The sequence below is a fragment of the Micromonospora qiuiae genome (genome assembly GCF_016863555.1).
In the GTDB taxonomy this organism is placed as follows: Bacteria; Actinomycetota; Actinomycetes; order Mycobacteriales; family Micromonosporaceae; genus Micromonospora; species Micromonospora qiuiae.
Genome location: NZ_BOPC01000015.1, coordinates 64265 through 86691, shown reverse-complemented (window position 1 = coordinate 86691; position 22427 = coordinate 64265). Strand labels below are relative to the sequence as shown.

The following is a 22427-nucleotide window of genomic DNA, read 5'->3' as shown; positions in this document are numbered from 1 at the left end:
TCAGTAGCCCAGGGCGCTGTTGCTGGCCGCGCTGAGCACGACACTGCCCAGGCAGCACAGCAGGCTGACAGCCCACAGGCTGATGCCGACGATCAGGGCCCACTTGGACCACTTCTTCGACTCGGCTGCCGCCGCCTGGGCGCCGGCGTAGTCTCCCTGCTGGAGCAGCGGGTTGACCTTCGAGGCGTTGATGATCGCCGGGATGGCCAGCGGCCAGAACAGGAAGATCGAGACGATCGACATCGTCATGTTGTTGTCGACCTGCTGAGGCGGCTGAGAGGGGTATCCGGGCTGCATGACGAGAGCTCCTCACGTGTGTTCGCAAAAGGGGTGCGGGCCGCAGATGTGCCGGTCCGGGCGCCGGCAGCGTACCCGGTCCGCGCGACTCCGGTAGTCAGCGAAGGGGTCAGGCCCAGCCTCCGGACGTCCACCGTCCGCCGGATAGGGTGTGCCGGTGACCGAGCCCGCCCGCATCGTCGTCCTCGTCTCCGGCTCCGGGAGCAACCTACAGGCCCTGCTGGACGCGACCGCCGACCCGGCGTACGGCGCACGGGTGGTCGCGGTGGGCGCGGACCGCGACGGGATCGCCGGGCTGGACCGGGCCGCCACGGCAGGCGTACCCACCTTCGTGGAGCGGGTCAAGGACCATCCGACGCGCGAGCGGTGGGATGCCGCGCTCACCGCGCGGGTCGCCGAGCACCGACCCGACCTGGTCATCTCCGCCGGTTTCCTGAAACTGGTCGGCCCGCATTTCCTCGCCGCCTTCGGCGACCGCTACCTCAACACGCACAACACCCTGCTGCCGGCGTTTCCCGGCATCCACGGCCCGCGCGATGCCCTCGCATACGGCGTGAAGGTCACCGGGGCGACCCTCTTCTTCGTCGACGCCGGAATGGACACCGGCCCGATCGTCGCGCAGGCGACCGTGCCGGTGCGCGACGACGACGACGTCGACACGCTCACCGAGCGCATCAAGGAAGCCGAGCGGCAGCAACTCGTCGAGCACGTGGGCCGGCTGGTCCGCGAAGGCTGGACGATCACCGGGAGAAAGGTCACGATCGGAGTGGGATCCATCCAGGACGGGCGCCGTCCGATCAGGCGGGCACTGGTCAGCGTCTACGACAAGAAGGGCCTGGCCGAGCTGGCCCGGGCGCTGCACGCCGCCGGCGTCGAGATCGTCTCCACCGGCAGCACCGCGTCGACGATCGCCGGTGCCGGGGTGCCGGTGACCGCCGTGGAGCAGGTGACCGGCTTCCCGGAGATCCTCGACGGCCGGGTGAAGACGCTGCATCCCGCCATCCACGGCGGCCTCCTCGCCGACCTGCGCCGGGAGGCCCACGCCGCCCAGCTCGACGAGCACGGCATCGCCGGGATCGACCTGCTGGTGTCCAACCTGTACCCGTTCCAGGCCACCGTCGCCTCCGGAGCGAGCCAGGACGAGTGCGTCGAGCAGATCGACATCGGCGGCCCGGCGATGGTGCGCGCCGCCGCCAAGAACCACGCCTCGGTGGCGGTGGTTACCGACCCGGCCGCGTACCCGATGCTGCTGGCCGCGCTCGATGCCGGCGGCTTCACCCTGGAGCAGCGCCGGGCGCTGGCCGCCCGGGCCTTCGCGGACATCGCCGAGTACGACGTGGCGGTCGCCGACTGGTTCGCCGCCACCCTCGCCCCGGCCGCCGACGGCTGGCCGGAGTTCGCCGGGCAGGCGTTGCGCCGGCAGACGGTGCTGCGCTACGGCGAGAACCCGCACCAGGCCGCCGCGCTCTACGCCGACCCGGCCAGCCCGTCCGGTCTCGCGCAGGCCGAGCAGCTGCACGGCAAGGAGATGTCGTACAACAACTACGTCGATGCGGACGCCGCGTGGCGGGCGGCGAACGACTTCGCCGACCAGCCGGCGGTGGCGATCATCAAGCACGCCAACCCGTGCGGCATCGCGGTCGGCGCGGACGTGGCCGAGGCGCACCGCAAGGCGCACGCCTGCGATCCGGTCTCCGCGTTCGGCGGTGTGATCGCGGTGAACCGGCCGGTCTCGGTCGAGTTGGCCGGGCAGATCGCCGAGATCTTCACCGAGGTCGTGGTGGCGCCCGGGTACGAGCCCGGTGCGGCCGAGGTGCTCCAGGCCAAGAAGAACATCCGCTTGCTGCGGGCGCCGGAGTTCCAGCCGTTGCCGGCCGAGTGGCGGCAGGTCACCGGCGGCGTACTGGTGCAGTTGCGGGACGCGATCGATGCCGAGGGCGACGCTCCGTCGACCTGGCGGTTGGCCACCGGCGAGGCGGCCGACGCCGCGACCCTGGCCGACCTGGCCTTCGCCTGGCGGGCGGTGCGGGCGGTGAAGAGCAACGCGATCCTGCTGGCCCGCGACGGCGCCACGGTCGGCGTCGGAATGGGCCAGGTCAACCGGGTGGACTCGGCCCGGCTGGCGGTCAGCCGGGCCGGCACCGACCGGGCGCGCGGCGCGGTCGCGGCCTCGGACGCGTTCTTCCCGTTCGCCGACGGCCCGCAGATCCTCCTGGAGGCTGGCGTCCGGGCGATCGTGCAGCCCGGCGGCTCGATCCGCGACGAGGAGGTGATCGCCGCCTGCAAGCAGGCCGGCGTCACGATGTACTTCACCGGCACCCGGCACTTCTTCCACTGAGTTGTTAGGAGGGGCCCCTTTCAATACACGAGGCGTTAAAAGGGGGCCCTTCCTTACGTCCGGACCTCGGCGAAGTGGCAGGCGGAGGGGTGCGGGTCGGCGGCGCGCGGCACGGCCTGCGGGGCCTGGATCGCGCAGATTTCCTGGGCCTTCCAGCAGCGGGTCCGGAAGTGGCAGCCCGACGGCGGGTCGGCCGGCGACGGCACGTCGCCGTGCAGCCGGATGACGCTGCGGCGCCCGCGAGCGTCCGGGTCCGGCACGGGGGCCGCGGAGAGCAGCGCCTGGGTGTACGGGTGGGTGGCCCGCTGGTAGATCTCGTCCTCGGTGCCGATCTCCACGATCCGGCCCAGGTACATCACCGCGACCCGGTCCGAGATGTGCCGCACCACCGACAGGTCGTGGGCGATGAAGATGTACGACAGCCCGAATTCGTCCTGGAGTTCCTCGAGCAGGTTGATCACCTGCGCCTGGATGGAGACGTCCAGCGCGGAGACCGGCTCGTCGCAGACGATCACCTCGGGCCGCAGCGCGAGCGCCCGGGCGATGCCGATGCGCTGCCGCTGGCCGCCGGAGAACTGGTGCGGGTAGCGGTTGATGTGTTCCGGGTTCAACCCGACCACGTCGAGCAGTTCCTGGACCCGGCGCTGGCGGCTGCCCTTCGGGGCCGCCTCCGGGTGGATCTCGAACGGCTCGCCGATGATGTCGCCCACCGTCATCCGCGGGTTCAGCGAGGTGTACGGGTCCTGCATGACCATCTGCATGTTGCGCCGGATCCGGCGCAGCTCGGACCCGGACGCGGCGAACAGGTCACGCCCGGCCAGGGTGGCCCGGCCGGCGGTCGGGTGCTCCAGCCGCATCAGCAGCCGGGCCAGAGTGGACTTGCCGCAGCCCGACTCACCGACGATGCCGAGCGTCTCGCCCCGGCGCAGCTCGAAACTGACCCCGTCGACGGCCTTGACCGCGCCGATCTTCTTCCTGAACAGCACCCCCTGGGTGATCGGGAAGTGCTTGACCAGGTGGTCGACGGAGAGGATCGTCTCGCCCCGCACCTTGGTCGGGCTAGCGGGTGCGGTCATCACGTACCTCCTGTGCGAAGTGGCACGCGCTGGTCCGGCCGTCGCCGAGGACCAGGTCGTGCGGCACCACGTCCACGCAGACCTGCTGCGCGTACGGGCACCGGGGGTGGAAGGGACAGCCGCTGGGGATGCGCATCAGGTTGGGCGGCAGGCCCCGGATCGTGGCGAGCTTCCCGCCGCGCTGATCCAGGCGCGGGATCGAATCCAGCAACCCCTTGGTGTACGGGTGGGCGGGTGCCCGATACAGCGAGCGGACGTCGGCGTGCTCGACGATCCGGCCCGCGTACATGACCGCGATCCGGTCTGCGACGTCGGCGACCACGCCGAGGTCGTGGGTGATCAGGATCATCGCCATGTCCAGGTCGCGCCGCAGGTCGGCGAGGAGGTCCATGATCTGGGCCTGCACGGTGACGTCGAGCGCGGTGGTGGGCTCGTCGGCGATCAGCACCTTCGGCTCCATGGCCAGCGCCATCGCGATCATCACCCGCTGGCGCATGCCGCCGGAGAACTGGTGCGGGTAGTCACCGAGGCGCTTGCTCGCGGCCGGGATCTGCACCAGGTCCATCAGCTCCACGACCCGGCGGCGGGCGTCGGCGCGGGACATGCCGAGCCGCTGGCGCAGCGTCTCGCCGATCTGCCAACCGACCGGGAAGACCGGGTTCAGCGCGGAGAGGGCGTCCTGGAAGATCATCGCGATCTCTCTGCCCCGCACCTGCCGGCGCTGCTCCTCGGACAGGCTCAGCAGGTCCCGGCCCCGGTAGCGGATCTGGCCGGCGGTGATGTGGGCCGGCGGGCTGTCCAGGATGCCCATGATGGCCTGGGCGGTGACGGACTTGCCGGAGCCGGATTCGCCGAGCACGGCGAGCGTCTCGCCGGGGTCGAGGTGGTAGCTGACCCCGTTGATCACCTTGGCCACGCCCTCCTGGGTGCGGAACTCGACGTGCAGGTCGCGCAGATCGAGCAGGTGGCCACCGGGCGGGGTGGCGGAGGCCGGTGTGGGTTGGCTCATCTGAGTCGTCACCGCAGTTTCGGGTCGAAGGCGTCCCGGATGGCGTCGCCGAGCATGATGAACGCCAACACGGTCAGCGCGAGGAAGGTGGACGGGACCACCAGCGGGGTCGCCGACTCCCGCATGTGCACCCGCCCGCTGTTGATGTCGATGCCCCAGGAGATGGTCGGCTCCCTCAGGCCGATGCCGAGGAACGACAGGGTCGCCTCGGCGGCGATGAAGGTGCCGAGCGCGATGGTCAGCACCACGACCGCCGGGGCGAGCGCGTTCGGCAGGATGTGCCGCCACATGATCCGGCCGTTGCCGGCGCCCAGCATCCGGGCCGCGGCCACGTAGTCCTGCTGCCGGGCGCTGATCACCGAGGAGCGCACCACCCGGGCGGTGGTGGTCCAGCCGAGCACCGCGAGCACGAAGATGACCGCGGCGAGGCGCACCGTGGCGCTGTCGGCGGCGACCCGCTTGAGCAGCACGATCGCGGCGAGCAGCAGCGGGATGCCGAGCACGATGTCGATCACCCGGGAGAGCACCGCGTCGACCCAGCCGCCGAAGTACCCGGCCAGCATTCCGACGACCAGGGCGATCGCGCCGGTCAGCAACGCAGAAAGGGCACCGACCAGCAGCGACGCGCGCGCCCCGTAGACCGCTCGGGCGTACGTGTCGCAGCCCTGGAAGTCGTACCCGAAGACGGCCCCGCCGGACGGTGCGGCGTGCTGCCGGGAAAGCGCGCAGTCGGTCGGGTCGTTGCTGGTGAATAGCCCAGGCACGGCCGCCATCGCGGTCACCAGCAACACCAGCGCGAGGCTGATCCAGAAGATCGGCTTGCGGCGCAGGTCGCGCCAGGCGTCGCCGGCCAGGCTGCGCGGCTTGCGGAGCCTGACCGCTGTGCTGCGCTCACTCATAGCGGATCCTCGGGTCGAGAACGGCGTACAGGATGTCCACCACCAGGTTGGCGACGAGGTAGACCACGACGAGCACGCTGACGATGCCCACCACCAGCGGGCCGTCTTCGGTGCGGATGCCGCGGAAGAGGTTGAAACCGACGCCCGGGATGTTGAACACGCCCTCGGTGATGATCGCGCCGCTCATCAGGTTCCCGAGTTCGACGCCGAGGAAGGTGATCACCGGGATCAGCGAGTTGCGCAGCACGTGCACGCTGACCACCCGGCGGCGCGGCAGGCCCTTCGAGCGCGCGGTCCGCACGTAGTCGGCGCGCAGGTTCTCGGCCACCGAGGTACGGGTCAGCCGCAGGGCGGTGGCCAGGGAGAGCGACCCGAGCACGATGCCGGGCAGCAGCAGCGCGTAGAAGTCGGGGTCGGCACCGGCGGTGGGCGGGAAGAGTTGCCACTTGACGCCGAGGAGGTACTGCGCGAGTGGGGCGAGCACGATGGTCGGGATGCCGAGCACCAGCAGCGTCAGCAGCAGGGTGGCGTTGTCGAAGATGCTGGCCCGCCGGATGCCGGCGAGTACGCCCGCGGTGACGCCGAAGATGACGGCGACCGCGATGGCGATCAGCGCCAGCTTGATCGTGACCGGCCAGGCGGCGGCGAGGATCTCGCCGATCGACCGCCCGGTCAGCGACTCACCCAGGTCGCCCCGGAGCAGGTTGGAAAGGTAGTCGAAGTACCGGTAGAAGAAGCCGCCGACGCCGGTGGCGTCCAGGTGGTACTTCTCGGTGAGGTATGCCCGCTGTGCCTCGGTGACCGGCCGTTCGCCGGCGAGGGCCTGAATCGGGTCGCCCTGACCGGCGAACATCAGCGCGTAGACGATCAGCGTGGTGCCGAAGAAGGCCACGATCATCTGGAGCAGACGCCGCACGATGAAGCGGAACATACTTGGCAATCTCTCTGGAAAAGGACGAATCACATGACGGGTCGGGTCACCTCGCGATGACCCGACCCGTCGTACGCGGTGTTACTTCACGGCCTCGATCTGGAGCAGGTCGATCCGGTCGAAGACGTCCATTTCGACGTTCTTCACCTTGGTCGAGTGCCCGAAGTTGTTCTGGCCGTACCGCAGCGGGATCACCGGCAGATCCTCCGCCAGCACATCCTCGGCGGCCTGGTACTTCTTGATCGCCTCGTCCTCGCTGGGAGCGCTGACGCCCTCGGCGAGCAGCCGGTCGAACTCCGGGTTGCGGTAGCCGTAGTAGTTCGATGAGCCGTTGCTGGTGAACAGCGGGCCCAGGTAGTTCTCCATGGACGGGTAGTCCATGACCCAGCCCAGCCGGAACAGGCCGACCGGCTCCTTGGCCTTGACCTTGGTCAACAGGTCGGCGAACTTCGGCTCGGCGTTGCCCACGCAGTCCACACCCAGGTTGGCCTTGAGCTGGTTGCAGGTGGCGTCGATCCAGTCCTTGTGGCCACCGTCGCCGTTGTACGACAGGGTGATCTTCGACGGGCCGCCTGCGGCCTGGTAGAGCGTCTTGGCCCTGGCCGGGTCGAACTCGCCCGCCGCACCGATGGTGTTGCCCCGGTATCCGGCGACGACCGGCGAGACGAACGAGCGGGCCGGCTGCTGCGAGTCCTTGAAGATCGACCGCGTGATCTCCTCCCGGTCGATCGCCATGGAGATCGCCTTGCGCACGTCCGGGTTGCTGAACTCCTCCTGGAAGGTCGGGAAGGAGAGGAAGTGCAGCGACGACGCGGGGCTCTGCTTGAACCGGTCGCCCAGGTCGACGGCGGCGGTGGAGAGGTTCTCGGTCGGGACGGTCTTGATCACGTCGAGGTTGTCCGACAGCACGTCCGCGTACGCGGCGGTCAGCTGCTGGTAGATGCGGAACTCGACGCCGGCCACCTTCGGCTGCTCACCGGGGTAGGCGTCGTAGCGCTCGACCTCGACCTTGGCGTCGTGCTGCCAGGTGCCCTTCATCTTGAACGGGCCCTGGCCGATCGGCGCCTGCTCGTACCCTTCGGCCAGCTCGCCGGGCGCCGAGAACGCGGCCTTCGGCAGCGGGTAGAAGGCGATGTAGCCGAGCATCGACTTGAACTCGCTGTACGGCTGGGAGAGCGTGACCGTGAAGGTGAGGTCGTCGACCTTCTCCAGGCCGCTGAGCGTCCGGGCCGCGGGGGTCTCGCCCTGCAGGTCGTCGTACCCGGCGATCTTCTCGAAGAAGTAGCTGGAGTTCTGGCCGTTGGGGCCGTACGCGCCATAGTTCCAGGCGTCGATGTAGTTGTCGGCGGTGACGGCCTCGCCGTTGTGGAAGGTGTAGCCGTCCTTGAGCCTGATCGTCCAGGTGGTGTTGTCCTCGGACGTGATCGACTCGGCCGCCACCTCGTACGGCTTGTGCGCCTCGTCGTAGTCGACGAGCGGGCTGAACAGGGCGGCGAGCACCTGGGAGCCGCCGGTTTCGTTGGTGTTGCTCGGCACCAGGTGCTGCGGCTCGGCGATCTCGATCCGCACGGCGGCGTTGGGGTCGCTCTCGCCGGATCCGCCGTCGCCGCCCGAGCCGCAGGCCACCAGGCCCAGGGTCACCGCGAGCGGGAGGGCGGTCCAGGCGGCGAGCCTACGAACACGCATTGAACCTCCTCATCTCATTACGCTGCGCAGTCAGGCCCGGCATCTGGGTAACTCTGCGCAACGACGGGCAACGGTAGGTCGTACACCGCGAGTCGACCAAATGGGACTGAGCTGCGGCTGGTCGATGCTGCTGTCGGATTGGGGGTATTCGTGCCCGGCCGTCCGGACCGGGGTTGAGTGACCACGCAATAGGTCACTCAAAGTGACAATCAACACGTCACAGAAAGTAGCGTCTTGGTTCGAGGTTGCCGGCCGGCGTGGTCGACGGAGCCGGGCGTGAGACGATCTGAGGCGTGACGGCGACGCTTCTGGACGGCAAGGCGACCGCGGCGGAGATCAAGGACGAGCTTCGGACGCGGGTCAAGGCGCTAGCGGAACGGGGCGCCGTGCCGGGGCTGGGCACGGTGCTGGTCGGATCCGATCCCGGCTCACAGGCGTACGTCAACGGCAAGCACCGCGACTGCGCCGAGGTCGGCATCGCCTCGATCCGCCGGGAGCTGCCGGCCGACGCCACCCAGGAGCAGGTCGACGAGATCCTCGCCGAGCTGAACGCCGACCCGGCGTGCCACGGCTACATCGTGCAGCTGCCGCTGCCGGCACAGCTGGACACGCAACGGGTGCTTGAGCTGATCGACCCGGACAAGGACGCCGACGGTCTGCATCCGGTCAACCTGGGTCGGCTGGTCCTCGGCTACGACGCGCCGTTGCCGTGCACCCCGCGCGGCATCGTGGAACTGCTCCGCCGGCACGAGGTGCCGCTGCGCGGTGCCAACGTCGCGGTGGTGGGCCGGGGCAACACCGTCGGCCGCCCGCTCGGGTTGCTGCTCACCCGGCGCAGCGAGAACGCCACCGTGACCCTCTGCCACACCGGCACCCTCGACCTCGCCGCGCACACCCGCTCCGCCGACATCGTCATCGTCGCCGCCGGCGTGCCCGGCCTGCTCACCGCCGACATGATCACCCCGGGCGCGGTCGTGGTCGACGTGGGCATCACCCGGGTGATCGGCCCGGACGGCAAGGGCCGCTACACCGGCGACGTGGACCCGGAGGTGGCCGAGGTGGCCGGCAAGCTGGTGCCGATGCCCGGCGGCGTCGGCCCGATGACCCGCGCCATGCTCCTCACCAACGTCGTCGAACGCGCCGAACGCGGCTGAGGTGTAAGGAAGGGTCATAACCCTCCGCCCCTGGCCTGATCGGTGCCAGGATGGCTGATACCGTCCGGAAAACCGACTGGTTACAGGGAGTGGGACGACCATGGGTAAGAAGGTCACTGTCGTCGGCGCCGGCTTCTACGGCTCCACCACCGTGCAGCGCCTGGCCGAGTACGACGTCTTCGACACCGTCGTGATCACCGACATCATCGAGGGCAAGCCCGCGGGCATCGCCCTCGACCTCAACCAGTCCCGCCCGGTGGAGGGCTTCGAGACCAAGGTGGTCGGGGTCACCACCGGCCCGAACGGTGAGGGCTACGAGGCCATCGAGGGTTCGGACGTGGTCGTCATCACCGCCGGTCTGCCCCGCAAGCCGGGCATGAGCCGGATGGACCTGCTGGAGACCAACGCCAAGATCGTCCGGCAGGTCTCCGAGAACGTCGCGAAGTACGCCCCGAACGCCGTCGTCATCGTCGTGTCCAACCCGCTGGACGAGATGACCGCGTTGGCGCAGATCGCCACCCAGTTCCCGCGCAACCGGGTGCTCGGCCAGGCCGGCATGCTGGACACCGCCCGGTTCACCAACTTCGTGGCCGAGGCACTGCAGGTGCCGGTGAAGTCGGTGAAGACGCTGACCCTCGGTTCGCACGGCGACACCATGGTCCCGGTGCCGTCGAAGAGCACCGTGAACGGCAAGCCGCTGCGCGAGGTCATGCCGGCCGAGCAGATCGAGGACCTGGTGGTCCGGACCCGCAACGGTGGTGCCGAGGTGGTGGCGCTGCTCAAGACCGGCTCGGCGTACTACGCCCCGTCCGCCGCCGCCGCCCGGATGGCCAAGGCTGTGGTGGAGGACTCCGGCGAGGTCATGCCGGTCTGCGCCTGGGTCGACGGCGAGTACGGCATCTCCGGGGTGTACCTGGGCGTGGAGGCCGAGATTGGCCGCCAGGGTGTCCGGCGGGTCGTCGAGACCGACCTGGACGCCGACGAGTTGGCCGCCCTGAAGGAGGCCGCCGAAGCCGTCCGCGCCAAGCAGGCCGACATCTCCAGCATGTGACCAGTTCGCTGACAGCGCCCCGCGCCCCGCGCCCCCCGGTCGCGGGGCGCTCGCCGTTGCAACCCCGCCGCCGCGGATGTTAATAGGGGGCCCTTCCTATACCGCAGGCGTTAACAAGGGGCCCTTCCTTACACCTGGGTTGGGCGAACTGGTGGCCGCGGCGTTCTCCGTCGAGGCGGGTCCAGTACGCTCGTACTGCTTGAGCACGTGTCCCCCGAGAGGAGCGCCGGCCGATGGCGAAGATCAAGGTAAACAACCCGGTCGTGGAGCTCGACGGCGACGAGATGACCCGGATCATCTGGAAGCAGATCCGGGAGCAGCTGATCCTGCCCTACCTCGACGTCGACCTGCACTACTACGACCTGTCGATCCAGCACCGCGACGCCACCGACGACCAGGTCACCGTCGACGCCGCCAACGCCATCAAGGAGCACGGCGTCGGCGTCAAGTGCGCCACCATCACCCCGGACGAGGCCCGGGTGGAGGAGTTCGGGCTGAAGAAGATGTGGCGGTCGCCGAACGGCACCATCCGCAACATCCTCGGCGGCGTCGTCTTCCGTGAGCCGATCATCATGTCGAACGTGCCGCGGCTCGTCCCGGGCTGGACCAAGCCGATCATCATCGGCCGGCACGCCCACGGCGACCAGTACCGCGCCACCGACTTCGTCGTTCCCGGGCCGGGCACGGTGACCATCACCTACACCCCCGCCGACGGTTCGCAGCCGGTCGAGATGGAGGTCGCCAACTTCCCGGGCAGCGGCATCGCGATGGGCATGTACAACTACGACGACTCGATCCGGGACTTCGCCCGGGCCTCGTTCCGCTACGGCCTGGACCGCGGCTACCCGGTCTACATGTCGACCAAGAACACCATCCTCAAGGCGTACGACGGCCGGTTCAAGGACATCTTCGCCGAGGTGTTCGAGAACGAGTTCAAGGCGGAGTTCGACGCCGCCGGTCTCACCTACGAGCACCGGCTCATCGACGACATGGTCGCCGCCGCGCTGAAGTGGGAGGGCGGGTACGTCTGGGCGTGCAAGAACTACGACGGTGACGTGCAGTCCGACACCGTCGCGCAGGGCTTCGGCTCGCTCGGCCTGATGACGTCCGTCCTGCTCTCGCCCGACGGCCGCACCGTCGAGGCCGAGGCCGCGCACGGCACCGTCACCCGGCACTACCGGCAGTGGCAGAAGGGCGAGAAGACCTCGACCAACCCGATCGCCTCGATCTACGCCTGGACCCGAGGCCTGGCCCATCGGGGCAAGCTGGACGGCACCCCGGCGGTCACCGAGTTCGCGAACACCCTGGAGCAGGTCATCGTCGACACCGTCGAGAGCGGCCAGATGACCAAGGACCTCGCGCTGCTGATCTCGCGGGACGCCCCCTGGCAGACCACCGACGAGTTCATGAACACGCTCGACGAGAACCTGGCGCGCCGCCTGGCCGCCTGAGCCACCGCAGCACCCTGTCGAGCCCGCCGACGCATCCGAGCACCGGCGGGCTCGACGCTTCCGGTACGCCGGGCCGCGCGACCCAGCCGAAGGCGCGTCACCCGGGCCTGTGCACCTCGTTGTACTGGCTGGACGAGATGCCAGTCCCGTCCCGGAAGGTTGACCGTGACCGCCGCCCGGCATGAATGCCGAGCAGCCAGCCTTCCCGGCTGTCCTACACAGCCAGCCGTCCCTTCCCTGCGGGGGGCCCTGTCCCGGGCCCCCCGCGCCCTGCGTACGGCCCCAACTCCCTGCTTGCGGGCTTCGAGGGGCCCGCAAATCGGCGGTCGGTCCAGCGGCGGATGGTCAGGCGGCGCGCAGCAGGGCGGCAGCGCGTTCCGGGGCGACGTCGTTGATGAAGACGCCCATCGCCGACTCCGACCCGGCCAGATACTTCAGCTTGTCCGCCGCCCGTCGGATGCTGAACAGTTGCAGATGCAGATGGCCCAGTTCGCGGTCGACGCGTACCGGCGCCTGATGCCAGGCGGCGATGTACGGCATGGGCGTGCCGAACAGCCCGTCGAAGCGGCGCAGCAGGTCCAGGTAGAGCGGTCCGAAGGCGTCCCGTTCGGCGTCCGTCAGCGCCGGAATGTCGGGCACCGGCCGGTGCGGCGCGAGGTGCACCTCGAACGGCCAGCGGGCCGCTGCCGGCACGTACGCCGTCCAGTGTTCGTTCGCCGCCACCACCCGCTCGCCGGCCTCCCGTTCGGCGGCCAGCACGTCGGCGTAGAGGTTGCGCCCGCCGGTGCGCTCGGCGTGCCGGCGGGCCGCGGCCAACAGTGACCGGGTACGCGGCGGGAGGAACGGGTACGCGTAGATCTGCCCGTGCGGGTGGTGCAGGGTCACCCCGATCTCCACGCCCCGGTTCTCGAAGCAGAAGACCTGCTCGACCCCGTCCAACTCGCCGAGCACCGCAGTCCGGTCGGCGAGCGCGTCGAGCACGGTCCGCACCCGGCTCGGCGGCAGGTCGGCGAAACAGGTGTGGTGGTCGTCGGTGAAGCAGACCACCTCGCAGCGCCCCCGGCCCGGCCGGACCGGGGTGAACGGGGTGATCTCGTCCGGCTCGTCGACCACCCGCCCACTCAGTGCCGGGAAGCGGTTCTCGAAGACCACGACGGCGTAGTCCGGGGCGGGAATCTCGCTGAGTCGATCCGCCGTGGAGGGGCAGAGCGGGCACTGGTCGGCCGGCGGCAGGAAGGTCCGCGTCTGCCGGTGCACAGCGAGCGCCACCCACTCGTCGGTGAGCGGGTCGTAGCGCAGCTGGGAGGCGGGCGGAGGAGGAGGCAGCTCCCGGCGGTCCGGCTGGTCCCGGACGGCGTCGTCCCGCTCGTCGAAGTAGATCAGCTCCCGGCCGTCGGCCAACCACATCTCGGTGCGCTTCATCCCGCTACGACCCCCGATCAGAGCGACGGCAGGCGGGGCTCGACCCAGCCGGTCTCGTTGAGGTGGTGCAACACCGCCTGAACCGCCTCGTCCACGCCGAGGTCCGTGGTGTCGAGCACCAGCTCGGCGTCGGTGGGTTCCTCGTACGGGTCGTCGACGCCGGTCATGCCGGTGAGCAGGCCGGCGCGCGCCCGCGCGTACAGGCCCTTGCGGTCGCGTCGCTCACAGACCTCAAGGGGCGTGGCGACGTGCACCAGAAGGAATCCGGCGCCCGCCGCGACGGCCATCGCCCGGGCCGCCGCCCGGGCCTGTGCGTACGGCGCGATCGGGCAGCAGATGGCGATCCCCCGGTGCCGGCCGATCTCGGCGGCCACCCAGCCGATCCGCCGCACGTTGGTGTCCCGGTCCGCCTTGCTGAACCCCAGCCCCGCGGTCAGCTCGCGGCGCACCACGTCGCCGTCGAGCAGGGTGACCGTACGCTCGCCCTGCTCGCGCAGTGCGTCGGCGAGGCCGCGGGCGATGGTCGACTTGCCCGAGCCGGAGAGCCCGGTGAAAAAGACCACCAGACCCCGGTGCCGCCGGGGCGGCCTGGCCCGGCTCAGCTCCTTCGCCACCGCCGGCGGCGTGTGCCACTCGGGCAACGGGAAGCCCCGGTCGAGCAGGTCATCGATCTCCTGGTGGGTCAGGGCGAGCCGCCGGTTACGCGGCGGGATGTCCTCCCGCCAGCGCCACTGACCGTCCCGGTTGTCGTAGGCCAGCTCGCGCGGCACCAGCACCCGCAGCCCGGCTCCGGAGAGCATCTCGCCGGTGGAGAGCAGGTGGGTGACGCCGTACGCGGCGCAGACCCGGGCCCGCAGCAGCGCGTCGCTGATCTCGTCCGGCCGGCGGGCCAGCGGCACGGCGACCAGGGTCGCCGGCGGCATCCGGTCGCGGGCGGCGAAGACGCTGCGCACCAGCGCCTCCTGCGGCAGTCCGCCGGTGCCGTCCTCACCCACCGGAATGATGACCAGCAGGTGTGCGCTGAGGGTACGCACGGCGTGCGCGATCTGGGCCAGCTGCGGCCGGTGCAGCGGCCGGTCGGCGATCACCCCGAGCACCCGGCCCGGTGGCAGCAGCGCGCGCAGCTCCTCGGGCGTACGCCGCAACCGTTGGAACGGCCCGTGCCCGCCGTCACCGAGCCGGCGGAGACCACCGCCGACCCCCGCCACCCCCTCGCGCACCTGCCACGCGTCGGTCACGTCCAGCGCCGCGACCGGCGCGCCCTCACCGTCGGTGAGCACGATCGCGCGGCGGCCCGGGTCGTCGAGGTCGAGCTGCTGGAGCAGCGCCGGGGGCACCTGGAGCGTCACCGCCACCGGCCACGGTGCGCCGTCGGCCAACCGGCCACGCCGGCTCACCGAGACCAAATCGGCTCGGGTCATGAAGCCGGTCAGCGGCGCGTACGCACCGGTCAGCAACAGCTCCAGATCCGCGAGCTCGCCGGGACGTGGCGTGTACGTCGGCGCGTCCCGAAGCACCTCGTCGGGCAGCACCCACCCGTTGCTCATCGAACCCCCAACCACGGCGACCGGCACACAGTTTCGCAGCCGCCCGCCGATCGGTCGAGAGCGCCACCGTTGCCGCGCCCTCTAGGGGTGGCCGGCGGAGCGAATCAGGGAAACCTAGGGCCGCTACCCGGGCCGCAGCATTGCCGAATTTCTCTAGGCTGTCGGCGTGACACTGATCGCAACCGAGTCGTTGACGAAGGTCTACGGCGGCGGGGTCACCGCGCTGTCGGAGCTGACCGTCGCGGTCGAGCCAGGGATCGTCGGCCTGGTCGGCGCCAACGGCGCCGGCAAGTCCACGCTGATCAAGCTGCTGCTCGGCCTGCTGACCCCGACCGCCGGCCGGATCCAGGTGCTGGGGCTCGACCCGACCGCCGACGCCGCGTCGGTGCGCGCCCGGGTCGGTTACATGCCCGAGCACGACTGCCTGCCCCCCGACCTGTCCGCCGCCGAGCTGGTCACCCATCTCGGCCGAATGAGCGGCCTGCCGCGTACCGTCGCCCGGGAACGGGCCTCCGAGGCGCTGCGCCACGTGGGGCTGCACGAGGAGCGGCACCGCCCGGTGGGCGGCTACTCCACCGGCATGAAGCAGCGGGTCAAGCTCGCCCAGGCGCTGGTGCACGACCCCGACCTGCTGCTGCTCGACGAACCCACCAACGGCCTCGACCCGGCCGGCCGGGACGCCATGCTCGCCCTGGTGCACCGGATCGGCACCGAGTTCGGGATGTCCGTGCTGGTCTGCTCGCACCTGCTCGGCGAAGTCGAGCGGATCTGCGACACCCTGGTCGCCATCGACGGCGGGCGGCTGCTGCGTGCCGACAACATCGCCGCGATGACCTCGGCCACCGACGTGCTCGCCGTCGAGGTCAGCGAGGGCACCGAGGCGCTGGCCGCCCGGTTGGCCGCGCTCGACCTGCCGGTCAGCCGGGAAGGGCAGCTGCTGCTCGTCCCGCTGGCCGACCAGGGCACGTACGACCTGATCCTCGGCGCGGTGGCCGAGCTGGACCTGCCGCTGCACCGGCTGGACCAGCGCCGGCACCGGGTCGCCGAACTCTTCGCCCGGAGGGAGAGCAGCCATGCCTGAGCCCACGGGCGTGATCCACGACATCGGCTACCAGCGTTACACCGGCCTCCGACTCGGCCGTCGGCAGGTCTTCGGCGCGCTCTACCTGCACGGGGTGCGCACCGTATTCGGGCTGGGGCGCAGCGCCAAGGCCAAGATCTTCCCCTGGCTGGTGGTCGGCATCGTCGGGATGGTGGCCGCCGCGGTGACCGCGATCCGCACCCAGATCGGCGAAGTGGTCATGACGTACGCCCAATTCGCCGACGCGATGAGCTGGCTGGTCATCTTCTTCGTCGCGGTGGCCGCGCCCGAACTGGTCTCCCGCGACCTGCGCAGCGGGGTGCTCCCGCTGTACTTCTCCCGGCCGCTGCCCCGCGCCGACTACCCGCTGGCCAAGCTGCTCGCGCTGGTCACCGGGCTCTGGCTGCTGCTCGGTGCGCCGCAGCTGGTGATGTTCCTCGGCGGCGCGTTCACCGCCGACGGAATGCGAGGGGTCTGGGACGAGCTGCTGGACCTGCTGCCCGGGCTGCTCTACGCCGGACTCTGGGCGGTGATCTTCGCCTCGGTCGGCCTGCTGATCGCCTCGCTGACCGGCAAGCGGGCCTTCGCCGCCGGCGGGATCGTAGCCGTCTTCCTGATGACCACGCCGATCGTCGGCGTCCTGTCGATCCTGCCCTCGCAGACCGCCAACCAGTTGGCCGGCGTCGCCTCGCCGCCCACCCTGGTGCAGGGGGTCGGCCTCTGGGCGATGCGCGACCTGCTGATCACCGACCAGGACGGCGTCGGCCCGGACCTCGGCCCCTTCGGCCCGGTGTACGCGCTGGTCGCCGTCGCGCTCGTGGCGGCCTGCGTCGCCCTCCTGCTCGCCCGCTACCGGAAGGTGGCCGCACGATGACCACGACAACCTCTGCCGCCGCGCCGGCCACGGCCACCAGCACCCTCGACCTCGCCGGGGTCTCCCGCTGGTACGGCAACGTGGTGGCGGTCAACGACGTGAGCATGAGCCTCGGCCCCGGGGTGACCGGCCTGCTCGGCCCGAACGGCGCCGGCAAGACCACACTGCTGCACATGATGGCCGGTTTCCTCGCCCCCTCCCGGGGCGCGGTCACCCTCGACGGCCGGCCCACCTGGCGCAACCCGGCCGTCTACCGGCGACTCGGGCTGGTCAGCGAGCGGGAGGCGGTGCACAGCTTCCTCACCGCGTACGAGTTCGTGCTGGCCACCGCGAAGCTGCACAAGCTGCCGGACCCGCAGGCCGCGGCCCGGCGGGCGGTGGCGATGGTCGAGCTGGAGGGCGCGCAGGACCGCCGGATCGGCACGTACTCCAAGGGCATGCGGCAGCGGGCCCGGGTGGCGGCGGCGCTGGTGCACGACCCGCAGGTGCTGCTGCTGGACGAGCCGTTCAACGGCATGGACCCGCGCCAGCGGCTGCACATGATGGAGTTGCTGCACTCGCTCGGCGACGCCGGCCGCACCATCCTGTTCAGCTCGCACATCCTGGAGGAGGTCGAGCAGGTCTCCGGCACCGTGCAGGTGATGGTCGCCGGGCGACTGGCCGCCTCCGGCGACTTCCGGACCATCCGTCGGCTGATGACCAACCGGCCGCACGTCTTCGCCATCCGCTCCACCGATGATCGGGCGTTGGCGGTGGCCCTGATGGCCGAGCCCTCGGTCAGCGGAGTCGAGCTGGGCCGCGACGGCCTGACCGTACGGGCCGGCGACTACGGCGCCTTCACCCGGGTGCTGCCGAAGGTCGCCCTGGCCCGAGGCGTACGGGTACGCCAGCTGATCCCCGAGGACGAGTCCCTGGAGAGCGTCTTCTCCTACCTGGTGGAGGCCTGATGTCCACTGTCGCCTGGATCACCGCCCGCGGGCTCTTCGGCCGCCGCCGGTTCCTGTTGCTGCTGCCCCTGCCGGTGTTGCTGGTGGTGCTGGCCGTACTCTCCCGCGGGTTGGGGGTGGCACCGTCGGACTGGGGGCCGCCGGTGCTGGTCGGCCTCGGGCTGGCCGTGGTGCTGCCGGTGGTCGCGCTGATCGTCGGCACCGGCGTGCTCGGTGCCGAGATCGACGACGGCACTGTGGTGCACGTGCTCACCACGCCGCTGCCGCGCTGGCAGATCGTACTGCCGAAGCTGGCGGTGGCGGCCGGTGTCACCGCGGCCACCGTGGCGGCGCCCCTGTTCGCCGCGGGCCTGCTGGCCGATTCGGTACGCCTCGGTCTGGCCCTGGCCGTCGCCGCGTCGGCCGGGGCGCTGGCGTACTCGGCGCTGTTCGTGGCAGCCAGCCTGCTCACCCGGCGGCCGGTGCTGCTCGGCCTGGTCTACGTGCTGATCTGGGAGGGGCTGCTCAGCAACGTGCTCGCCGGCAGCCGGGTCTTCTCCATCCAGCACTACGTGATCGCCCTCGCCGACCGGCTCGCCCCGACCGAGCTGCTGCACACCACGGTCTCCATGCCGCTGGCGGCGGTGATGATCGCGCTGGTCAGCATCGGCTTCAGCCTGCTCGCGATCGACCGGCTGCGCGCCTTCTCCGTCGCCGGCGAAACCAGCTGAGGTGCAAGGAAGGGTCCCCTTTTAACGCCTCTGGTAGAGGAGGGGCCCCCTATTAACAGCCTGCGGTCGATCCCGCGCAGCGCGTGTTAAAAGGGGGCCCTTTCTCTACACCAGGCGTTAAAAGGGGGCCCTTCCTTACAACTCACACCTGGTCGGGCACGGAAATACCCAGCCGCCACTGGTGGTGCAGGGCGGCGTACCGGCCACCGTCGGCGATCAGCTCGGCGGGCGGGCCGTCCTCGACGATCCGCCCGCCGTCGAGGACGAGGACCCGGTCGGCGATCTCCACCGTGGAGAGCCGGTGCGCGATCACCACCGCCGTCCGGTCCCGCAGGATGGTGCCGAGCGCGCGCTGCACCAGGCGTTCGGTCGGCACGTCCAACGACGAGGTGGCCTCGTCCAGGATCAGCACTGCCGGATCGGCCAGGAACGCACGGGCGAAGGCGACCAGTTGGCGCTGCCCGGCGGAGAGCCGGCCGCCGCGCCGGCGTACTTCGGTGGCGTACCCGTCGGGTAGCGCCGCGATGAAGTCGTGCGCACCGATCGCCCGCGCGGCGGCCGTCACGGCGGCGTCATCGGCGTCCGGGCGGCCGAACCGGATGTTCTCCGCCACGGTGCCGCCGAACAGGTGCGTCTCCTGGGTGACCAGCACCACCGCGCGGCGCAGCTCGGCGTCGGCCACCTGGCGCAGGTCCACACCGTCGAGCGTGACCGTGCCGTCGAGCGGGTCGTAGAACCGGGCGAGCAGCTTGGCGACGGTGGACTTGCCAGCGCCGGTCGGCCCGATCAGCGCCACGGTCTGCCCGGCCGGGATGGTGAGGTCCAGCCCGGTCAGGATCGGTGCGTCCGGCCGGTACCCGAACGAGACCTTCCGGAAGGTGACCGCGCCGCCGGCCGGGCCGCCGCTCGGGCCGCCAGTCGGGTCGCCGGTCGGGCTGCCGGTCGCGTCGCCGGTCGGGCTGCCGGTTGCGTCGCTCGCCGGGCGGCGGGGCAGCGGGACAGGATGAGTTGGTTCGGCGACCTCGGGGCGCTCGTCGAGCAACCCGGCGAGCTTCTCCAACGCCGCCGTGGCCGATTGCAGGGAGTTGTAGAACTGGCTCAGTTCCTGCATCGGGTCGAAGAACCGACGCAGGTAGAGCAGGAACGCCGCGAGCACGCCGACCTCGATGTGCCCGTCCAGCACCCGCGCGCCGCCGTAGCAGAGCACCACCGCCACGGTGACGTTGCCGATCAGCTTGATCCCCGGCGAATACGTCGCGATCAGGCGGAACGCGTGCCGGCTGGAGCGGCGGTAGTCGTCGTTGACCGAGGCGAAGATTTCCTGGTTGCGGGCCTGCCGGCGGTACGTCTGCACGGCCCGGATACCCCGCATCGACTCGACGAAGTGCACGATGACCAGGGCCATCGCCTCGCGGGTACGCCGGTAGGCGGCGGCCGACGCCCGCGCGAACCAGCGGGACAGCCAGAACAGCAGCGGGAAGGCGAGCAGAGTGACCGCAGCCAGCGGCAGGTCCAGCCAGAGCAGGATGCCGGCCACCGAGACGATCGTCAGTACGGCCATCACCAGACCCTCGACGCCCCCGTCGGCGAGTTCGGCGATCGATTCGATGTCGCTGGTCAGCCGGGAGATCATCCGACCCGAGGTGTAGCGCTCGTGGAAAGCCACCGGCAGGCGCAGGAAGTGCGCGTACACCCGATGGCGCAGGTCGAGCAGGACGGCCTGGCCGATCCGGGCGGAGAGGGTGAGGAAGCCACGGCGGGCCGCGTACTCGATTCCGGCCGCGGCGGCGAACGCGGCGGCGACGGCGACCAGCGGGCCGGGACGGCCGGCCCGCAGCGGTTCGATCGCCCGGTCGATGCCGAGCATCACCAGGTACGGCCCGGACATGGCCGCAGCGTTCTGGGTCAGCAGCAGCGCGACGGCCGCGCCCAGCCGCCTGCGGTGCGGGCGCAGCACGTCGGCCAGCAGCGCCCGGCTGCGGGCGCGTAGCCGGGCCACCGCCTCCGGGGAGGTCTCCTCGGCCAGGCTGCGGTCGGCGTGCGGATCGGCGGCGACCCCCCGCCAGTGGGCGGCGGTCATGAGCGCACCAGCGGGCAACCGTCCGGTGCCGGCTTGGCCGGTGCCCGGGGAGGTGGCGCGGACGCCGGCTCGGCGGTGAGCAGCGCGCGGTAGGCCGGCACGGTGGCCAGCAGTTCGGTGTGTGGCCCGACGGCGGTGATCCGGCCGTCATCCAGCAGCGCCACCCGGTCGGCGAGGCCGATGGTGGAGGGCCGGTGCACCACCAGCAGGGCGGTCATGTCCCGCAGCACCCCCTTCAACGCCGACTCCACCGCCGCCTCGGTGTGCACGTCGAGCGCGGAGAGCGGATCGTCGAGCACGAGCACCGCGGGCCGGACGAGCACCGCCCGGGCCAGAGCCAGCCGCTGCCGCTGACCTCCGGAGAGCGACAGGCCCTGCTCGCCCAGCCGGGTCCGCAGGCCCCACGGCAGGTCGTACGCAAACTCGGCCCGGGCCAGCACGAGCGCCGCCCGCACCTCGTCCTCGCCGGCGTCGGGGCGGCCCAGAGTGAGGTTCTCCCACACCGACATGGAGAACAGCGTCGGCTCCTCAAAGGCCATCGCGACCAGCTGGCGCAGCGAGGCCAACCGCAGGTCGCGCAGGTCGTGCCCGTCGAGGGTGAGCCGGCCCGCCTCGACGTCGTGCAGCCGGGGCACCAGCGACAGCAGAGTGCTCTTGCCGCTGCCGGTGGCACCGACCACGGCGATGGTCTCGCCGGGTTCGACGGTCAGGTCGATGCCGCGCAGCACCGGCTCGGTGGTGCCCGGGTAGCGAAAGGTGACGCCCTCGAAGCAAAGCCGGCCGCGTACCGCGCAGCGCGGCAGGGCGACGGCGTGCGGGGCGTCCATGATGGCCGGTGGGCTGTCCAGCACCTCCTGGATGCGGTCGGCGGCGGTGGCCGCCTCCTGACCGTTGGCGATGATCCAGCCCAGCGACTGCACCGGCCAGATCAGCATCAGTTGGAGGCTGACGAAGGCGACCAGTTGGCCGACGGTGAGCCGGCCGTCGGCGACCGCCGCAGTGCCCGCCACGAGCACGATGCCCAGGGTCAGGTTGGGCACCAGATCGAGCCGGGCGGAGGTACGGGCGAGCAGGCGACCCTTGCCGACCCCGATGTCGTGCAGCGTCCGGGTGTCGGCGACGAACCGGTCAATCAACTGTGGCCCCCGGCCGTACGCCTTCATGGTGCGCAACCCCTGCGCGGTCTCCTCGACCAGGGTTGCCACGTCGCCCTGCTGGTCCTGCATCCGCCGAGAGGCGGTGTGGTAGTGCCGGCCGAAGCGGCGGGCGATCAGGAACAGCGGCGCCGCGCTGGCCGCCACCAGCAGGCCCAGCACCGGATGCAGCCGGATCAGCAGCACCACCACGACCAGGTAGGTGACCAGGTTCAGGACGAGGAAGAGCAGGCCGAAGGAGAGAAACCGGCGCAGCACCGACAGATCGCTGGTGATCCGGGAGAGCAGCTGACCGGAGGGCCACCGGTCGTGGAAGCTGGCCGGCAGCCGTTGCAGGTGGGCGTAGACGTCGTCGCGGATGGCCGCCTCCATGGCCACCGAGGAGGACGACTGCACCCACCGGCGTACGAAGATCAGCAGGGCTTCGGCCAGGCCGAACAGCAGCGCGAGCCCGGCCAACTGGAACAGTCCGGCCAGATCCCGCCGGGCCACCGGCCCGTCAACCACCTGCTGCGCCACCAGAGGCACAGCGATGCCCGCCCCGGTGGCGGCGAACCCGGCCCACATCAGCCAGCCGAACTGCACGGCGTGCGGGCGCAGGTAGTGCCGCAGCCGCCAGAGATTGCGCAGCGGATGTCGTCCGACCTCGCCCCGGTCGGCCGGGCCGCTGTCGCTCCGCGCAGCCACCATCCGACGGTAGCGAGAACATGAGGGTGACGC

At 70.9% G+C, this 22427-nt stretch carries 18 protein-coding genes and 1 pseudogene; 9 read left to right on the top strand and 10 right to left on the bottom strand.

Annotated features, from left to right (window positions below):
• The gene (locus tag Vqi01_RS06400; protein WP_204033616.1) at positions 1-297 is read right to left on the bottom strand and encodes a CD225/dispanin family protein; all 297 of its coding nucleotides are present in this window, start codon (positions 295-297) and stop codon (positions 1-3) included.
• Positions 298-454: 157 nt separating this feature from the next.
• Here Vqi01_RS06400 and purN point away from each other — a divergent pair.
• Positions 455-1060, top strand: a pseudogene (gene purN / locus Vqi01_RS06395) (phosphoribosylglycinamide formyltransferase); the annotation flags it as partial.
• A 3-nt stretch (positions 1061-1063) separates the two neighbouring features.
• Positions 1064-2635, top strand: coding sequence for a bifunctional phosphoribosylaminoimidazolecarboxamide formyltransferase/IMP cyclohydrolase (gene purH, locus Vqi01_RS06390; protein WP_204033644.1), 1572 nt, complete (start codon positions 1064-1066; stop codon positions 2633-2635).
• Between the two features lie 53 nt (positions 2636-2688).
• Here purH and Vqi01_RS06385 read toward each other — a convergent pair whose 3' ends face one another.
• The 5 genes from Vqi01_RS06385 to Vqi01_RS06365 form a co-directional block, all read right to left on the bottom strand.
• On the bottom strand, positions 2689-3711 hold the full coding sequence (locus Vqi01_RS06385; RefSeq protein ID WP_204033615.1) for an ABC transporter ATP-binding protein: 1023 nt from the start codon (positions 3709-3711) through the stop codon (positions 2689-2691).
• The gene (locus tag Vqi01_RS06380; RefSeq protein WP_204033613.1) at positions 3695-4720 is read right to left on the bottom strand and encodes an ABC transporter ATP-binding protein; all 1026 of its coding nucleotides are present in this window, start codon (positions 4718-4720) and stop codon (positions 3695-3697) included. The genes Vqi01_RS06385 and Vqi01_RS06380 overlap by 17 nt, the downstream gene beginning before the upstream one ends.
• Before the next feature lie 8 nt (positions 4721-4728).
• Positions 4729-5619, bottom strand: a complete 891-nt coding sequence (locus Vqi01_RS06375; RefSeq protein ID WP_204033612.1) for an ABC transporter permease — start codon at positions 5617-5619, stop codon at positions 4729-4731.
• On the bottom strand, positions 5612-6550 hold the full coding sequence (locus Vqi01_RS06370) for an ABC transporter permease (RefSeq protein ID WP_204033611.1): 939 nt from the start codon (positions 6548-6550) through the stop codon (positions 5612-5614). Before Vqi01_RS06370 ends, Vqi01_RS06375 begins: the two co-directional genes overlap by 8 nt.
• A gap of 81 nt (positions 6551-6631) precedes the next feature.
• A complete protein-coding gene (locus Vqi01_RS06365; RefSeq protein ID WP_204033610.1) occupies positions 6632-8236 on the bottom strand; it encodes a peptide ABC transporter substrate-binding protein in 1605 nt (534 codons plus the stop codon).
• A gap of 293 nt (positions 8237-8529) precedes the next feature.
• On the opposite strand from Vqi01_RS06365, the gene Vqi01_RS06360 reads away from it, so the two are divergent.
• The 3 genes from Vqi01_RS06360 (at position 8530) to Vqi01_RS06350 (ending at position 11892) form a co-directional block, all read left to right on the top strand.
• Positions 8530-9390 carry a bifunctional methylenetetrahydrofolate dehydrogenase/methenyltetrahydrofolate cyclohydrolase gene (locus tag Vqi01_RS06360; protein WP_204033609.1) on the top strand — a complete coding sequence of 287 codons (861 nt, stop codon included), beginning with the start codon at positions 8530-8532 and terminating at the stop codon, positions 9388-9390.
• A 100-nt stretch (positions 9391-9490) separates the two neighbouring features.
• Complete coding sequence (mdh, locus tag Vqi01_RS06355) at positions 9491-10441, top strand: malate dehydrogenase (RefSeq protein ID WP_204033607.1); 951 nt, start codon at positions 9491-9493, stop codon at positions 10439-10441.
• 233 nt (positions 10442-10674) lie between these two features.
• Positions 10675-11892 (top strand): NADP-dependent isocitrate dehydrogenase, encoded by a 1218-nt coding sequence (locus Vqi01_RS06350; protein WP_204033605.1) that lies wholly within the window; start codon positions 10675-10677, stop codon positions 11890-11892.
• A gap of 345 nt (positions 11893-12237) precedes the next feature.
• Here Vqi01_RS06350 and galT read toward each other — a convergent pair whose 3' ends face one another.
• The gene (gene galT / locus Vqi01_RS06345) at positions 12238-13314 is read right to left on the bottom strand and encodes a galactose-1-phosphate uridylyltransferase (protein ID WP_204033604.1); all 1077 of its coding nucleotides are present in this window, start codon (positions 13312-13314) and stop codon (positions 12238-12240) included.
• 17 nt (positions 13315-13331) lie between these two features.
• Positions 13332-14861, bottom strand: coding sequence for an adenylyl-sulfate kinase (gene cysC, locus Vqi01_RS06340; RefSeq protein ID WP_204033603.1), 1530 nt, complete (start codon positions 14859-14861; stop codon positions 13332-13334).
• A 166-nt stretch (positions 14862-15027) separates the two neighbouring features.
• Here cysC and Vqi01_RS06335 point away from each other — a divergent pair, with 166 nt between their 5' ends.
• From Vqi01_RS06335 to Vqi01_RS06320, 4 genes are read left to right on the top strand one after another with little or no spacing between them, the layout of a single operon-like run.
• Positions 15028-15942 (top strand): ABC transporter ATP-binding protein, encoded by a 915-nt coding sequence (locus Vqi01_RS06335; protein WP_204033602.1) that lies wholly within the window; start codon positions 15028-15030, stop codon positions 15940-15942.
• Positions 15935-16816, top strand: a complete 882-nt coding sequence (locus tag Vqi01_RS06330) for an ABC transporter permease (RefSeq protein ID WP_204033601.1) — start codon at positions 15935-15937, stop codon at positions 16814-16816. The genes Vqi01_RS06335 and Vqi01_RS06330 overlap by 8 nt, the downstream gene beginning before the upstream one ends.
• Positions 16813-17763, top strand: a complete 951-nt coding sequence (locus Vqi01_RS06325; protein WP_204033600.1) for an ABC transporter ATP-binding protein — start codon at positions 16813-16815, stop codon at positions 17761-17763. Before Vqi01_RS06330 ends, Vqi01_RS06325 begins: the two co-directional genes overlap by 4 nt.
• Entirely contained in the window at positions 17763-18473 is a 711-nt protein-coding gene (locus Vqi01_RS06320; RefSeq protein WP_204033599.1) for an ABC transporter permease, read from the top strand. The genes Vqi01_RS06325 and Vqi01_RS06320 overlap by 1 nt, the downstream gene beginning before the upstream one ends.
• 142 nt (positions 18474-18615) lie before the next feature.
• Here the strand turns inward: Vqi01_RS06320 and Vqi01_RS06315 are convergent, their stop codons facing one another.
• Positions 18616-20553: an ABC transporter ATP-binding protein gene (locus Vqi01_RS06315; protein WP_204033597.1), complete on the bottom strand. Its 1938-nt coding sequence runs from the start codon at positions 20551-20553 to the stop codon at positions 18616-18618.
• Entirely contained in the window at positions 20550-22397 is a 1848-nt protein-coding gene (locus tag Vqi01_RS06310; protein WP_204033595.1) for an ABC transporter ATP-binding protein, read from the bottom strand. The genes Vqi01_RS06315 and Vqi01_RS06310 overlap by 4 nt, the downstream gene beginning before the upstream one ends.
• Positions 22398-22427: the final 30 nt, after the last annotated feature.

Excerpts from the sequence above, each read along its gene's own strand:
- cysC (WP_204033603.1), bottom strand. The coding sequence starts at position 14,861 with ATGAGCAACGGGTGGGTGCTGCCCGACGAGGTGCTTCGGGACGCGCCG.
- Vqi01_RS06350 (WP_204033605.1), top strand. The coding sequence starts at position 10,675 with ATGGCGAAGATCAAGGTAAACAACCCGGTCGTGGAGCTCGACGGCGAC.
- Vqi01_RS06310 (WP_204033595.1), bottom strand. The coding sequence starts at position 22,397 with ATGGTGGCTGCGCGGAGCGACAGCGGCCCGGCCGACCGGGGCGAGGTC.
- Vqi01_RS06380 (WP_204033613.1), bottom strand. The coding sequence starts at position 4,720 with ATGAGCCAACCCACACCGGCCTCCGCCACCCCGCCCGGTGGCCACCTG.
- Vqi01_RS06400 (WP_204033616.1), bottom strand. The coding sequence starts at position 297 with ATGCAGCCCGGATACCCCTCTCAGCCGCCTCAGCAGGTCGACAACAAC.
- Vqi01_RS06315 (WP_204033597.1), bottom strand. The coding sequence starts at position 20,553 with ATGACCGCCGCCCACTGGCGGGGGGTCGCCGCCGATCCGCACGCCGAC.
- Vqi01_RS06370 (WP_204033611.1), bottom strand. The coding sequence starts at position 6,550 with ATGTTCCGCTTCATCGTGCGGCGTCTGCTCCAGATGATCGTGGCCTTC.
- Vqi01_RS06325 (WP_204033600.1), top strand. The coding sequence starts at position 16,813 with ATGACCACGACAACCTCTGCCGCCGCGCCGGCCACGGCCACCAGCACC.
- Vqi01_RS06330 (WP_204033601.1), top strand. The coding sequence starts at position 15,935 with ATGCCTGAGCCCACGGGCGTGATCCACGACATCGGCTACCAGCGTTAC.
- mdh (WP_204033607.1), top strand. The coding sequence starts at position 9,491 with ATGGGTAAGAAGGTCACTGTCGTCGGCGCCGGCTTCTACGGCTCCACC.
- Vqi01_RS06385 (WP_204033615.1), bottom strand. The coding sequence starts at position 3,711 with ATGACCGCACCCGCTAGCCCGACCAAGGTGCGGGGCGAGACGATCCTC.
- Vqi01_RS06365 (WP_204033610.1), bottom strand. The coding sequence starts at position 8,236 with ATGCGTGTTCGTAGGCTCGCCGCCTGGACCGCCCTCCCGCTCGCGGTG.
- galT (WP_204033604.1), bottom strand. The coding sequence starts at position 13,314 with ATGAAGCGCACCGAGATGTGGTTGGCCGACGGCCGGGAGCTGATCTAC.
- Vqi01_RS06375 (WP_204033612.1), bottom strand. The coding sequence starts at position 5,619 with ATGAGTGAGCGCAGCACAGCGGTCAGGCTCCGCAAGCCGCGCAGCCTG.
- Vqi01_RS06320 (WP_204033599.1), top strand. The coding sequence starts at position 17,763 with ATGTCCACTGTCGCCTGGATCACCGCCCGCGGGCTCTTCGGCCGCCGC.